This is a genomic window from Nonomuraea fastidiosa, assembly GCF_042751225.1.
GTDB lineage: Bacteria > Actinomycetota > Actinomycetes > Streptosporangiales > Streptosporangiaceae > Nonomuraea > Nonomuraea fastidiosa.
This window is the reverse complement of sequence record NZ_CP170570.1, coordinates 5,147,176-5,160,996: the sequence shown is the minus strand read 5'-3', so window position 1 is coordinate 5,160,996 and position 13,821 is coordinate 5,147,176. Positions and strand designations below refer to the sequence as shown.

At 70.8% G+C, this 13,821-nt stretch carries 13 protein-coding genes; 8 read left to right on the top strand and 5 right to left on the bottom strand.

What is annotated here, in order from left to right; all coding sequences use genetic code 11:
- Window positions 1–10 precede the first annotated feature (10 nt).
- Window positions 11–1,024, bottom strand: coding sequence for a heat-inducible transcriptional repressor HrcA (gene hrcA / locus ACFMQL_RS24005; RefSeq protein WP_364057033.1), 1,014 nt, complete (start codon window positions 1,022–1,024; stop codon window positions 11–13).
- Between the two features lie 426 nt (window positions 1,025–1,450).
- On the opposite strand from hrcA, the gene ACFMQL_RS24000 reads away from it, so the two are divergent.
- From ACFMQL_RS24000 to ACFMQL_RS23990, 3 genes are read left to right on the top strand one after another with little or no spacing between them, the layout of a single operon-like run.
- Complete coding sequence (locus tag ACFMQL_RS24000; RefSeq protein ID WP_378787109.1) at window positions 1,451–1,945, top strand: hypothetical protein; 495 nt, start codon at window positions 1,451–1,453, stop codon at window positions 1,943–1,945.
- A gap of 18 nt (window positions 1,946–1,963) precedes the next feature.
- A complete protein-coding gene (locus ACFMQL_RS23995) occupies window positions 1,964–2,773 on the top strand; it encodes a DUF3097 domain-containing protein (protein WP_364057039.1) in 810 nt (269 codons plus the stop codon).
- A complete protein-coding gene (locus tag ACFMQL_RS23990) occupies window positions 2,770–3,729 on the top strand; it encodes a DUF4870 domain-containing protein (protein WP_364057042.1) in 960 nt (319 codons plus the stop codon). Before ACFMQL_RS23995 ends, ACFMQL_RS23990 begins: the two co-directional genes overlap by 4 nt.
- Window positions 3,730–3,985: 256 nt before the next feature.
- On the opposite strand, the gene hemW is transcribed toward ACFMQL_RS23990, so the two are convergent.
- Entirely contained in the window at window positions 3,986–5,206 is a 1,221-nt protein-coding gene (gene hemW, locus ACFMQL_RS23985) for a radical SAM family heme chaperone HemW (RefSeq protein ID WP_364057045.1), read from the bottom strand.
- Window positions 5,207–5,824: 618 nt separating this feature from the next.
- Between hemW and ACFMQL_RS23980 the strand changes: the two genes are divergently transcribed.
- Window positions 5,825–7,075 carry a glycoside hydrolase family 18 protein gene (locus ACFMQL_RS23980; protein ID WP_378787106.1) on the top strand — a complete coding sequence of 417 codons (1,251 nt, stop codon included), beginning with the start codon at window positions 5,825–5,827 and terminating at the stop codon, window positions 7,073–7,075.
- Window positions 7,076–7,087: 12 nt separating this feature from the next.
- Here the strand turns inward: ACFMQL_RS23980 and ACFMQL_RS23975 are convergent, their stop codons facing one another.
- The gene (locus ACFMQL_RS23975; RefSeq protein ID WP_364057051.1) at window positions 7,088–7,237 is read right to left on the bottom strand and encodes a hypothetical protein; all 150 of its coding nucleotides are present in this window, start codon (window positions 7,235–7,237) and stop codon (window positions 7,088–7,090) included.
- A gap of 67 nt (window positions 7,238–7,304) precedes the next feature.
- Window positions 7,305–7,637 carry an RNA polymerase sigma factor gene (locus tag ACFMQL_RS23970; RefSeq protein ID WP_378790203.1) on the bottom strand — a complete coding sequence of 111 codons (333 nt, stop codon included), beginning with the start codon at window positions 7,635–7,637 and terminating at the stop codon, window positions 7,305–7,307.
- 1,302 nt (window positions 7,638–8,939) lie between these two features.
- On the opposite strand from ACFMQL_RS23970, the gene ACFMQL_RS23965 reads away from it, so the two are divergent.
- The 3 genes from ACFMQL_RS23965 to ACFMQL_RS23955 all read left to right on the top strand — a co-directional run bounded on the left by ACFMQL_RS23965 (window position 8,940) and on the right by ACFMQL_RS23955 (window position 12,104).
- Window positions 8,940–9,428 carry a hypothetical protein gene (locus ACFMQL_RS23965; RefSeq protein ID WP_378787104.1) on the top strand — a complete coding sequence of 163 codons (489 nt, stop codon included), beginning with the start codon at window positions 8,940–8,942 and terminating at the stop codon, window positions 9,426–9,428.
- 49 nt (window positions 9,429–9,477) lie between these two features.
- Window positions 9,478–10,494: a sensor histidine kinase gene (locus ACFMQL_RS23960; protein ID WP_378787102.1), complete on the top strand. Its 1,017-nt coding sequence runs from the start codon at window positions 9,478–9,480 to the stop codon at window positions 10,492–10,494.
- A gap of 479 nt (window positions 10,495–10,973) precedes the next feature.
- Window positions 10,974–12,104 carry a response regulator gene (locus ACFMQL_RS23955; protein WP_378787100.1) on the top strand — a complete coding sequence of 377 codons (1,131 nt, stop codon included), beginning with the start codon at window positions 10,974–10,976 and terminating at the stop codon, window positions 12,102–12,104.
- Here ACFMQL_RS23955 and ACFMQL_RS23950 read toward each other — a convergent pair.
- On the bottom strand, window positions 12,091–12,381 hold the full coding sequence (locus ACFMQL_RS23950; RefSeq protein WP_364057057.1) for a hypothetical protein: 291 nt from the start codon (window positions 12,379–12,381) through the stop codon (window positions 12,091–12,093). The two genes, ACFMQL_RS23955 and ACFMQL_RS23950, sit on opposite strands and share 14 nt — an antisense overlap.
- Window positions 12,382–13,077: 696 nt before the next feature.
- On the opposite strand from ACFMQL_RS23950, the gene ccmA reads away from it, so the two are divergent.
- Window positions 13,078–13,701: a heme ABC exporter ATP-binding protein CcmA gene (ccmA, locus tag ACFMQL_RS23945; protein WP_364057060.1), complete on the top strand. Its 624-nt coding sequence runs from the start codon at window positions 13,078–13,080 to the stop codon at window positions 13,699–13,701.
- Window positions 13,702–13,821 lie beyond the last annotated feature (120 nt).

Genomic DNA, 13,821 nt, shown 5'->3' with positions numbered 1-13,821 from the left:
TATCGACCTCTTATGATGCAGCCAGGATCTGGCTGACGTAGCGTGCCACCGCGCGTACGGCGCCCATCGTCACGGGGTAGTCCATCCTGGTCGGGCCCAGAACGCCGAGCCGGGCGAGTTGGTTGTCGCCAGAACCGTATCCGGTCGCGACGACGGATGTGCCCCGCAGGTAGGGGTTTTCCGATCCGATGCGCACGGTGAGCGCGGACGGGGTGTCTGAGGATGTCTCGCCGAGCAGCCGCATGAGGACGACCTGCTCCTCAAGCGCCTCCAGCACGTCGCGCAGACCGGTGGCGAAGTCGGCGCCGGCGAGGTTGGCCGCTCCGGCGAACACGACCTTCTCGTCGTGCCGTTCGACCAGCGTCTCGAGCAGCACGGAGAGGATCGTCGCCGCGGCGGGCCGGTCTTCGACGGGAAGCCTTTCCGGCAGGTCGGCGACCAGCTCGGGCACGGCGCTCAAGCCGCAGCCGTCGAGGCAGGCGTTGAGCACGGCGCGCAGGTTGGCGATGCGGTGGTCCTCCACCACTTCCGGCAGCTCCACCACCCGCTGCTCGACGCGGCCGGTGTTGGTGATGAGCACGAGCATGACCCGCCGCTCGGTCAGGGGAACGAGCTCGACGTGCCGGACCGTCGAGCGGGTGAGCGTCGGGTATTGGACGACCGCGACCTGCCGGGTGAGCTGCGCCAGCAGCCGGACCGTACGGGTGACCACGTCGTCGAGGTCGACGGCGCCCGCGAGGAACGTCTCGATGGCCCGCCGCTCGGCCGCCGACAGCGGCTTGACCTGCGAGAGCCGGTCGACGAACAGGCGGTAGCCCTTGTCCGTCGGCACGCGGCCCGCGCTGGTGTGTGGCTGGGTGATGTAGCCTTCCTCCTCCAGCGCGGCCATGTCGTTCCTGACCGTCGCCGGGGAGACCTTCAGATTGTGACGCTCGGCCAGCGCCTTGGAGCCCACCGGTTCGTTGGTGGACACGTAGTCTTCGACAATGGCCCGGAGCACCGCCAGCTTCCGATCGTCGAGCACGTGCTCACCTCCTGCCTCTGTCCCTTACAGGAACGTGGTGTCTAGCACTCTGTGTTCCCGAGTGCCAAGTGTACGGCTCTCGGTCACAAGGTGCGATAACACCGCGTCCCAACTGCTTCTGGCTTCCTGAGAGCAGCAGGCCTCACACTTGCCCTCATGACCGACGATTCCCGGCCCCCGACGTACGGCCCGCCGCCCGGCCACGGACCGGCACCGTACGGACAGCCGCCGTGGCAGCCTCCGCAGGAACCACCCCAATACGGCCGGCAGCCCGTACCTCCACAGGGCCCACCGCCGTACGGTGGCCCGGGTCAGTTCGGCCCGCCATCTCAGTACGGACAATACGGCCAACAGACCCAATTTCCACCACGAATCGACTCCAAAGCCATAAAGCCCAGCCTGTGGTGGATCGCGGCCGCCTGGGGAGTGTTCCTGGCCTGCGCGGCGGCCGGGATCGTGCTGTTCGCGAACGGTATGGGCGCCGCCTCTGACCTGGTGCCCAAACAGACGTTCGCGTCCGGCGAAAAGATCACGGTGACGGTGGACCCGGCCGACAAGCCCGGCGTCTACCTCGCGAGCGACACCCAGGTCACCTATGACTGCTCCATCAGCGGGGACGCCAAGCTGGCCAAGACCCCCGACCGGCGGATGATCGAGGCGGGAGACGCGGTCTGGGAGCAGTTCCTCGTGATCAACGCCCCGGCCAAGGGCGACTACGAGCTGACCTGCGTCAACGAGGAGAAGGCCACCGTGCGCTACGGCGTCGGCCGCGACTCCTACTCCGTCGTGACCGGTGTCGCCGACGGCATGATCACCATCATCGCCGTCTCGGGCGCCGGGCTGCTCGCCGCCGTCGCAGGCACGATCGTCGTCCTCGTCCGCCGCAGCGGCGCCCGCAAGCGCCTTGCGGTCAGCGGGTGATTTGCTACGGTCCCCCCTGTGTACGAGGGCGATGTTCTGGCGGGAAACTGGCGGCGGCCGGGCAAGGGGAAGATCCCCAAGGTGCCCGCCGAGCGGGACCTCGTCGTGGAGGACGCCGACAGCGGCTTCTGCGGCGCCGTGGTGGCGTGCGACAAGGAGGCCGTCACCCTTGAAGACCGGTTCGGCAACCGCCGGCTCTTCCCGCTCGCGCCCGCCGCGTTCCTGCTCGAGGGCAAGCCCGTCACGCTGATACGCCCTGCCGCGCCCGCCCCCGCGGGCCCCAGGCGCAGCGCGTCGGGCTCCATCGCCGTCGAGGGCCTGCGGGCGCGAGTGGCCCGGCAGAGCCGCATCTACGTCGAGGGCGTCCACGACGCCGCGCTCGTCGAGAAGATCTGGGGCCACGACCTGCGGGTCGAAGGCGTGGTCGTCGAATACCTCGAAGGCATCGACCACCTGCCCGCCATCGTCGAAGAGTTCCGCCCCGAGCCGGGGCGGCGGCTCGGCGTGCTCGTCGACCACCTGGTGCCCGGCTCCAAGGAGAGCCGGATCGCCGCCGAGATCACCTCCCCCGATGTGCTCGTGGTCGGCCACCCGTTCGTCGACATCTGGCAGGCGGTCAAACCGTCCGTGCTGCGCATCCCGGCCTGGCCGGAGGTGCCGCGCGGCGTGCCGTGGAAGGAGGGTGTCATCGCCGCGCTGGGCTGGCGCATGGAGCCCGCGGAGGCGTGGCGGCGCATCCTCGGCGCCGTCTCGACGTACACGGACCTGGAGCCGGCGCTGCTCGGCCGGGTCGAGGAGCTGATCGACTTCGTTACGGAGGCACCATGAGCCAAGACCCCCATGCCGGCCAGGACCCGCCCCGACCTTCCCCCGACGACGACGCGACCCGCAAGGTGAGCGCGGCGGACGCCGACGCCACCCGCAAGTTCTCCCCCGCCGACATGCCGCCGCCCGCGCCGGGCTCTGGCCCGCAGCCGGGCCCGCCGCCGTACGGACAGCAGCCCGACTCCGCACCCGGCTACGGCGCACCATCCGATTCCGCACCCGGCTACGGCCCGCCATCCGACTCCCCACCCGGCTACGGCACGCAGCCCGGTTCGACGCCCGGCTCGGCCCCTGGTTACGGCGCGCAACCCGGCTCCGCACCCGGCTACGGCGCACAGCCCGGTTCAACCCCCGGATACGGGCAGCAACCCCCCTCCTACGGCGGGCAGATTCCCTACGGGCAATTGCCCGGCTCGGCGCCCCAGTACCAGCAGCAGCCGCCCACCGACTACGGGCAGCCCGGTTACGGCCAGCCCGATTACGGCCGGCAGGGCCCCTACGGCGCGCCCGGCGGCTACGGCCAGCCAGGCGGCCACCCCGGCGGTTACGGCCGTCCCGGATACCCGCCGCCCCCGCCCGGGTACGGATACGCCCAGCCGCCCGGCCAGCCGTACATCCCCGGTCGCTTCGGCCCCCGCCCTGGCTCCGACGACAACAGCATGGCGATGCTCAGCCACCTGCTGGGCCTGCTGGTCTCCTGGATCGGCCCGCTCATCATCTACCTGGTGCGCAAGGACCAGTCCCCCTACGTCAGGGACCACGCGGCCGGTGCGCTGAACTTCGAGCTCACGATGTTCATCGGCTACATCGCATCGACGTTCCTGATGTTCTTCTTCATCGGCTTCCTGACGCTGCCGGCGATCTACGTGGTGTCGCTGATCTTCCACATCCAGGCGGCGGTGGCGGCCAACAAGGGCAAGCACTACCGCTACCCGATCGCCATCCCCTTCGTCACCTGAACCAGCCGTCACCTGAACCAGCAGATCCCTGACCGGGGCATCGGTCTACGCCAGGAGATCCCCCGGCCAGGGCGTGGATTCAGACCAGGAGATCGATCCTGATCAGGGGCGTCGGCCTGGACCAGCCGGCGCAGGGCAGGCCCCCTGACCGAGCCGTCGGCCTGGACCAGCCGGACTGCGTCAGATCGGTCGGTCAGTCGGCGGCGTCAGGCCACTCGAATCAGACCGGCGAGACCAGTCGGTTAGGACCACCGGCTCAGACCAGGAGATCCCTGACCAAGGCATCGGCCAGCAGCCTGCCCTGGAGGGTCAGCACCATGCGGCCCGCCTTGAACGGCTCGGGCTCCAGCAGCCCCCTGGCGAGCGCGCTCGCCACCGCGGGCCGCGCGGCGGGCGCGACCTCGGCCAGCGGGTAGCCGGACGACAGCCGTAGCTCCAGCATGAGGCGTTCGGCGGCGCGGTCGTCGGGCCCGAGCACCTCGCGGGCGTGGGCGGGCGAGGTGCCGGCGGCCAGCCGCTGGGCGTAGGCGGCGGGGTGCTTGACGTTCCACCAGCGGGTGCCGCCGACGTGGCTGTGCGCTCCTGGGCCGGCGGCCCACCAGTCGCCGCCGGTCCAGTAGAGCAGGTTGTGGCGGCAGCGGGCGTCCTGCGACGCCGCCCAGTTGGACACCTCGTACCACTCGAACCCGGCCTGCGACAGCAGCTCGTCGGCGATCAGGTAGCGGTCGGCGGCCACGTCGTCGTCGGGCATCGGCAGCTCGCCGCGCCGGATGCGCGCCGCCAGGCGGGTGCCCTCCTCGACGATCAGCGAGTACGCCGACACGTGGTCGGGACCCGCCTCGATCGCCGCGCTCAGCGACGCCCGCCAGTCGTCGTCGGACTCGCCCGGTGTGCTGTAGATCAGGTCGAGGTTGACGTGCTCGAACCCTGCTTCCCTGGCCTCCCGTACTGCCGCGGCCGCTCTGCCGGGCGTGTGGCGGCGGTCGAGCACCTGCAGGACGTGCTCTCGTACGCTCTGCATGCCGAAGCTGACGCGGTTGAACCCGCCGTGGCGCAGCTTCTCCAGCGACGACGGATCCACCGACTCGGGGTTGGCCTCGGTGGTGACCTCGGCGTCCGGCCGCAGCCCGAACTCCGAGCCGATCGCGGCGAGAATGCGCGCCAGGTCCTCAGGGGGCAGCAGCGTGGGGGTGCCGCCGCCGAAGAACACCGTCTCCACCGGCAGGTCCGTCTCGCCCAGGACGCGCCGCGCCAGCCGGATCTCCTCGATCACCGTGTCGGCGTAGTCGCGCTGCGAGGCCCCGGGGCCCAGCTCGGCGGCGGTGTAGGTGTTGAAGTCGCAGTAGCCGCAGCGGGTCAGGCAGAACGGCACGTGCACGTAGAAGCCGAACGGCCGCTCGCCGAGGCCTTGCAGGGCACTGTCGGGCAATTCGCCGGAGGCGGGCGCGGGATCACCGTCAGGCAGGATGGATGGCACCCCTCCAGTGTGCCCGCCCCTCACAGTGCTCCGCCCCACCCAAGCCCGCCCGGTGCCAGCCCGCAGCAGCCGCGCCCGCCGGGTGGTCACGCCGCGCGAGGGCCGCCCCACCCGCACCCGCCGGTGCTAGCGCCGTTGAGAGCCGCCCCGCCAGGACACGAGCCGCGCCACCGTCCCGCCCCCGCAAGAGCCGCCCTACCGGTGCTCACGCTGGGCAGGAGCCACTCCCGCCCGCACACAAGCCGCACCACCGTCCCCGCGCCCCGCAGGAGGAGCCCCACCGCGTCAGAGCCGCGCACCGCACCAGGCCCGATCCTTACGCCCCTCGCCACGCGGGAGCCGCGCCCGCCGTGCTCGCACCCACGCCGCGCAGGAGTTGCCGCCGCCGTGGCAGCACGCGCCACACCCACCACCCGCTCGTCCCCGCGCCTCACGCGCAAGAGTCGATTGCCCGGATCCGCCACAGGTATCGACGCCTTTCCCACCAGCGAGACACACAAGCAAGCCAGCCCTCGCCGAGGCGGCGACGAGGGTCGTTGACGTCGGCGAGGGGCCGCTCTACGATCGCGTTCAACTTATAGGAAAGTTTCCTATTTGTAGGCGTCCGGGAGCGGCCCCGTGAAGAAGAAGATCCTCATCGCAGTGTCACTCTTACTCGGCCTCACGCTGATCTCCGTACCGGCAGAGGCCCGCGCCGCCGGGTTCAACCGGGTCGCGTACTTCATCCAATGGGGCGTCTACGGGCGCGACTACCACGTCAAAGACGTGCACACCACCGGGGCCGCCGCCAAGCTCACCCACCTCAACTACGCGTTCGGTTTCGTGAGCGCCGACGCCACCTGCTACTCCTCCGACCCGTGGGCCGACTGGCAGCGCCCCGTACCGGCCGAGCAGAGCGTCGACGGCGTCGCCGACGAGCCCGGACAGGCGCTCAACGGCAACCTCAACCAGCTCCGCAAGCTCAAGGCCAAGCACCCCCACCTCAAGGTGATGATCTCGCTGGGCGGCTGGACCGGCTCTGCGTCCTTCTCCGACGCCGTCCTCACCCCCGAGCGGCGCTCCGCACTCGCCCGTTCCTGCATCGACATGTGGCTGCGCGGCAACCTGCCCGGCCTCGAGCCCGGCGCGGCCGCCGGCATCTTCGACGGCATCGACCTCGACTGGGAATGGCCGGGCTCGGCCGGCGCCGAAGGCAACGTGGTCAGGCCCGAGGACAAGCGCAACTTCACGCTGTTCGTGGCCGAGCTGCGCCGCCAGCTCACCGCGTTCGACCGTAAGACGCAGCTCACCGCGTTCCTCCCGGCCGCCGCCGCCAAGATCGACGCGGGCTTCGAGGTACGCGAGGTCTTCAAGCACCTCGACTTTGCCACCCTCCAGGGCTACGACCTACACGGCACCTGGGAGCAGCAGACCGCGCACCACGCCAACCTGTTCACCGACCGCCGCGACCCGAGCCCGGTCAAGTTCAGCGTGGACCAGACCGTACGTGACTACCTCACCCGCGGCGCGCCCGCCCGCAAGCTCGTGGTGGGCGTCCCCGCGTACGGGCAGGGCTGGACCGGGGTCCCCGCCCGCGGCAAGGGCCTCTACCAGCCCGCCACCGGCGCCGCCCCCGGCAGGTGGGCCGACGGTGTCGAGGACTATAAGGACCTGGTGAACAAGCCCGGCAAGCGCCACCGCGACCTGGGCACCGGCGCGCTGTGGCTGTACGACGGCAACGAGTTCTGGTCGTACGACGACCCGGCCGTGATGCTGCAGAAGGCGGCCTACATCCGGCTGAAGGGGCTCGGCGGGGCGATGCTGTGGTCGATCGACCAGGACGACGCCCGCGCCTCGCTCACCTCGGCCCTCTACACCGTGCTCCGCTGACCGCCCCGGCCGTCACGGGTGCGGGCTGTCCAGGTCGAACGCCACATCGGCGAGCCGGATCGTCCGCACCCGCGGGTCCTTGAGCAGTTCGCGCAGATTGCGGACTGAGCTGAGGCCGTCCACGTAAGCGTGGGCGAGCCCGGCTCGCGCCGCCTCGCGCAACCGCTTGAGGCTCAGGTCGAACGAGCGCAGGTTGGCGTCGTCGTGGTCGCGCAGCAGGCCGACCCGGCTACGGAACCGTGAGCAGCCGGCGCTGCTGTTCGGGCAGCCGCTCCAGCGCGTCGCGCACGTCCATCGCCGCGACGTGCAGCGGGGGCACGCCCAGCTCGTCGGGGCTGGGAAGCTCCAGCTCGCGGCGGTTCCTCCGTACGTGGTCGAGCAGGACATTACGGGCGATTGTGAGCAACCACGCGGCCGCGTTCCCGCCGCGCCAGCCGAGCAGCGCCCTGGTCGCCTTGACGAACGTCTCCTGCGCCAGGTCTTCGGCGAGATGCGGGTCGCGGGTCCTGCGCAGTAGGAACCCGCACACGAGCGGCCAGTGCTCGCGGTAGAGCTCCTCGATGATGTCGCCCTCCGAACGGTTTCGATGGTCATGTCACATACAGACGCCATCGACCCCGCAATGGTCACACCCTCCCAAAAGCCAATCCCCAGCACCCCTGCTCGCCAACTGCCCCTGCCCGGCCTAAGAGGCCACACCCCTCCCTCCGCCTTCGAACGGCCGCTCTCTGAAAAGACGCCGCGCCCCACCCTCGATCGACCACCACCCCGGCAAAGACGACGCACCCCACCCCCGAACAACCACCCCGGCAAAGACGACGCGCCCTACCCCGAAGGACCGCTATTCCGGACCAAGATGGGGGCACCCCGCCCGCCCCAACGTCCCACTCCGGCCGAAAGGCGTCCCCCACCCGACCCAACCGTCCACGTTCCGGACTGAGAAGTGGCTCCCCACCGAGCCCGACAGCCCCACTTCAGACACCTCCACCCGGCCGAACCCCGGCTGGTCGGGGAGACACGTCAAGCGGAGCGAAGCACCCCGCACCCACGGAGCACCCCGCACCCAGGAGCGCCACGCCCGGGCTGGGAGCACCGCGCCCTCAGCCCCACCGGCACCGGCACCAGCACCAGCACCAGTCCGCACCATCGTGGACGGCCCCGGCGTGCACGGCCGGGGGCTACGGACGCCGTGGTGGGCGCGGCCCACGGGACGCCACGCCAGCGGGCGCGACTCCCGAGACGCGCTCCTGACAGGTGCGGTGCAGTCCCGGGAGGCGACGTCGGGCGAGCGCAGCCCACCAGGTCCAGCCTCTCGCAGCCACCTCCACCCCGACACCAGCCACCACCACCCACCCCACCGTCCGCCGACCAGCCACTCACCAGCCGCCAACCGCCACCACCGACCGCCGACCAACCACTCACCAGCCGCCAACCGCCACCACCGACCGCCGACCAACCACTCACCAGCCGCCAACCGCCACCACCGACCGCCGACCAACCACTCACCAGCCGCCGACCGCCACCACCGACCGCCAACCGCCAAACCTGCCCACAAGAGAGCCCGCCCCGAGCCGGAAGTCCGACCTCGGACCGGAAGCCCGACACCGGACAGGAAGCCCGACCTCGGGCCGGACACCGGACAAAGCCGACACCGGCGAGCCGGACAGAAAGCCGACACCGGCGACACCGAACAGGGAGCCCGACACCGGCGACACCGAGCAGGAAGCCCGACACTGAACCGACACATCAGGATCGTCAGGAAGACCAGGAACGTCGGGAACATCTCCACCCCCGGGTGGAGATGCACGAACCTCAACCCGCAGGTCGATCCACGTCGCCGACCCCGTCCCTACCGTCACGTGACATGAATTCCGCTGTCACACCCCTGCTGATCGTCCTCGTCCTCGCCTACGCCATCTACCGCCAGTTCAAGACCCGCCCAGCCGACCGCTCGGCCGTCCTCTACATCTCGCTCGCCCTGATCGTGTTCGGCCTCGTCTCGGGCGGCGTCCTCGACTCCGACCACCTCGGCCCCAGCGTCTTCATGCTCGCCATCGAAGTGGTGACCGCCGTAGGGCTCGGGGTCCTGCGCGCGATGACCGTACGCATCTGGGCCGACGCCAAGGGAGTCGCCTGGTCGAAGGGCACCGGCTGGACCCTGCTGGCCTGGCTGGCCTCGATCGCGGTACGTGTGGCCGAGCAGTTCGCCGGCAGCGCCATGGGCCTGACCGTCGCAGCCGGCGGCATCATGGTCTTCGTCGGCCTGACCCTGGCCACGCAGTCGCTGGTGGTGTCGTCTCGGGGACGTGCGCTTTTCGGTTCCGGTACCGGGTCCTATACCGTCGAACGGTGATGCACGTTTCGCCCAGACCCTCCCCCGCATCCTGCGGCTGGTCGCGATCGTGCTGGTCGGCGCGGCCCAGGCCCGGACCGCGCTCACCGCAGGCCCGCCGGGCATCATCTTGGGCTGCGCCCTGGTGCTCGCCCTCGCCCTGGCCCTGCTCCCCTTCAGAGTCGCCGGCCGGAGCTCGGCGGACACGCCCCTCCCGACGGTCGCCCTCGCCGTCGCCACGGTCATCGCCGCCGTCCTGCACGACATGATCCCGAACGGCGCCGCCGCCCTCGTCGTGCTCGCCTGCGTCGTGGCCGCCACCAGCCGCCTGCCTCTCCAGAAGTCGCTGGTGATCGCCCTGACGGCGATCGTCGCCCTGCTCGTGACGGGCGCGATCACCGGTGACGTCTCGAAGAACCTGACCCTCGCGTTCAGCACCAGCCTGGTCTTCCTGATCACGTACGCCGCCGGGCAGCGCAAGGCCATCAGGCAGGCCGAGGCCAGGGAAGCCGTGCTCGCCGAGCGGGCCAGGATCGCCAGGGAACTCCACGACATCCTCGCCCACTCCCTGTCCGCCCAGCTCGTCCACCTGGAGGGCGCCAAGCTGCTGCTGCGTGCCGAACGTACCGAGGAGGCGCTCGACCGCGTCGTACGCGCCCGCGACCTCGCCAAGTCGGGCCTGGAGGAGGCCAGGCGCGCGGTGGCCGCCCTGCGTGAGGACCCGCCGGAGCTGCCCACCGCCCTGCGGCGGCTCAAGGAGGAGTTCGAGAGCACCACCCACCTGCCCTGCACGCTGCGCATCTCCGGCCCCGAACGCCGCCTCACCCCGGAGGCCGAGCTGGCTCTGACCCGCACCGCGCAGGAAGCCCTCACGAACATCCGCCGCCACGCCCCCGGCGCCCCCGCCACCATCGACCTCACCTTCTCCCCCACCTGGTGCGACCTCCGCATCACCAACCCACCCCCAACCGTCACCCCACCCGAGCGCCTATCGCCAGACCACGCCACTCAGCCGGCACTCCTCGCTGGGCACCGCACCCGAGCACCAGGCCGCTCGGCAACACCCTCTGCTAGACGCCTCCCCTGAGCGCCCCTCACCGGACACCACCACTCAGCACCCCTCTCCGAACGCCGCATCCGAGCACCATTCACCGAGCAGCCCCTCCCCCCAGCGCTACTCACCGATCGTGGCCCCAGCCGAGGGCCAATCACCGGACGGCTCCTCAGCGAGGCGCCGCACGCTCAGCGAACCGGCGGAAGCGGCGGAAGCGGCGGCCGAGCATCGGTCGCTGGGCGGCGGTCACGGCCTCATCGGCATGCGTGAACGCGCCGAACTCCTCGGCGGCACCCTCACGGCAGGCGCCGACGACCAAGGATTCACGGTCCACCTCAGGGTTCCGGCATGATCGCACCGACCATCCCTCCCGCCCCTGCCTTGGCACGTGACGCTGCCCCCACTCCAGCGAGCGAAGGACGGGGCGTTTGCTCGGCTGCGATGGTTTGGGAGGTGGCCGGATGACCAGGGTGGTCGTCGCCGATGACCAGGCCGTGGTGCGGGAGGGGCTGGTGCTGCTGCTCGGCCTGCTGCCCGGCATCGAGGTGGTCGGCGCGGCGGGCGACGGCGAGGCGGCTCTACGGCTGGTCGAGTCGGAACGGCCGGACGTGGTCCTCATGGATCTGCGCATGCCTCGCATGGACGGCGTGGAGGCAACTCGCCGGATCCGTGCCGCCCATCCCGGCACGCAGGTCGTGGTGCTGACCACGTACTCGGATGACGAGTCGGTCTTCGCCGCACTCCGGGCAGGCGCGCGTGGCTTCCTCACCAAAGACGCCGAGGCCGAGGACATCGCCAAGGCCATCGCCACCGTCATGCGCGGCGACGCCCAGCTCGACCCCACCGTGCAGCGCCGTCTTCTGGACACCATGTCCCAGCCCACCTCATCGCTGTCCACTACGCCTTCTTCCATCGCGTCTCCTCCTGCCGGTTCCTCCCCCGCCGCACCACCGACTCCTGACACCCTTCCTGCCGGCGCGTCGCTTTCCGACGGCTCTGGTCCTGATGTGCTTCCTCCTGGCGTCGCCTCTTCCGACACGTCGGGTCCAGGCGTGGGCCCCGACGAGCCCGTGTCGAACGTGCGTCGCCCGGACATGCGCCGCTGGGACGTGCACGGTTCGGGGGCGCGCCCTGCCGACCCGCACGCCTCACATGCACGCCCGGCGGAAGCGGGCCCGGCAGATGCGGGCTCGATAGGCGCAGGCTCAGCGGGCACGGGTCCGACGGGCTTCGGGGTTCACCCGTCACCCGCGCCCTCTTCGGGGACGGGCCTTTCAGACGCGCAGATTGCAGGGGTACGCCCTCCCGGCCCAGATGTACCGGTCTCTAACTCGGATGCACGGCTCGCCAGCGCGGACGGACGGCTCTCCGACGCGCCTCCGGCCCAGCACCGGCAGCGTTCCGCCGGACGACGGGCCCGGCGGAGCGACGTCTCCCTACCCGACGGCCTGACGCCACGCGAGGGCGAGGTGCTGATGCTCATCGCCGAGGGGCTGTCGAACGCCGAGATCGCCGCCCGGCTCTTCATCACGGAAGCCACCGTGAAGACGCACATCAACAACCTGTTCGCCAAGGCGAGGCTGAGGGATCGCGCCCAGGCAGTCACGTACGCCTACCGCCACGGCCTCGTCACCCCTGGCTGAGGCCCCCTTGCTGCCGCTCGCCGAGCTTCTCGCCGGACCCGCCGTTGAGCTGGGACTCCTCGTCGAACCCGGCGAGCTGTAAGAGGGTCTCAAGGGCCGCCTGCCGGGTCTCCTCGACCGAGCCGCCACGCTCGCCGAAACACTCGGCCGCCACGTCGAGCAACATCGCTACCACCGCCGCATCCGGATAGGGGACATCGACCAGCACAGTGCCGTCGGCCGCCTCTTCGGCCTCACCCACGTGGCGCCTCAGCAGCCGTCGAGTCTCCTCAGCCACGGCAACCCCTAGAACGGCTGCACGCTCGAAACGCTCAGAAGCAATCACGTCACCCTCCAGTCGCACAGGTGTTCGGAGAATGAAAGGTAGACGACGCCACCGACAAAATCGGCCCTGCAGCGGGCACCCAAACAACCGGCGCGGCCGGGTGATCGGGCGGGCAGCCGCACCACCTCACGCCGTCCGGCAACCAAGCAATCGGTACGGCGAAGCAATCGGTATGGCCGAGCAGGCGAGCCGACATACGGCGCCCACGACGGCGGGACCGTACGCTGGGAGCTCGGCCCGGGCACCGGCCACGGCGCGCGCCTGGTCTTCAGCCACGCGGCCAGACCGGCGCCCGCCCAGGCATCCGGCTGCGCACGGCCGGGCGAGGCCCCTCGCGTGCGGGACAACCGAGCACCAGGCGTGGCCGGGCGGTCAAGCGCCTCACATCGTCCAGCGACCACGCCGCCTCGCTCCGCTCAGCAACGGGCCCAGCAACCAGCAGGACTCGGCGCGGCCGGGCAGCCAATCACATCGATCTGGCCACCAAGCCATCTCGCGCCGTCAGACGACCACACCGCCTCGCTCCGCTCGGCAACAGGCCGGACGATCAGCAGGCCCCACCGCCGGTCGCACAGCTCTCGTGTCCGCCTCTCTCCAGGCGACACGGGCCGACACGCGATCACATCGCCGACCGGTTAGCCTCGAACCGTGTCAGACCCCCTCATCAGCGTCGATTCCCTCACGGTCGAGCTCGGGGGCAACCCCGTACTGCGTGACCTGTCCTTCACCGTCGCGCCGGGTGAGATCGTGGCGGTGGTGGGGCCGAACGGTTCCGGCAAGTCCACTCTGCTGCGCTGCCTGGCCGGGTTGCAGCCTGCCACCGCCGGTGAGGTACGCGTGTTCGGGGAGGCCCCGGCCGACGATGCACGCTTCTGGGGCCGCGTGGCGCTGTTGAGCGATGAGCCCGCCTGGTATCCGGGGCTCACCGCGCGCGAGCACCTGGAGCTGATGGGCGCCGTGCACACTGCCGCCCGCATGACCGTGGACGCGGCGCTGGAGACGTTCGCGCTGGTGGAGCGGGCGGACGCCGCCCCGCTGAACCTTTCGACCGGCCAGCGTCAGCGCCTCGCCCTGGCCGCCGCGCTGCTCAGACCGAGCTCGTTGCTGCTTCTCGACGAGCCGGAACGCGGCCTCGACGCTCAGTTCCGCGCCGCTCTGGCCGACCTGCTCGACGAGTACGCCGCCGAAGGCGGCACCGTGGTCCTGGCCACCCACGACCAGGATCTGGCCGACCACGGCCGTCGCATCCTCCCATCGGGCATCCCCGCATGACCGGCCGCAAGCGCCGCGTTCTCCCGTCGAGCGTCCGCGGCATGACCGGACACGACCGCGTTCCTGCATCGGACGTCCACGCATGACCGGCCCCATCACAGCCACATGTCTCCGCCACCC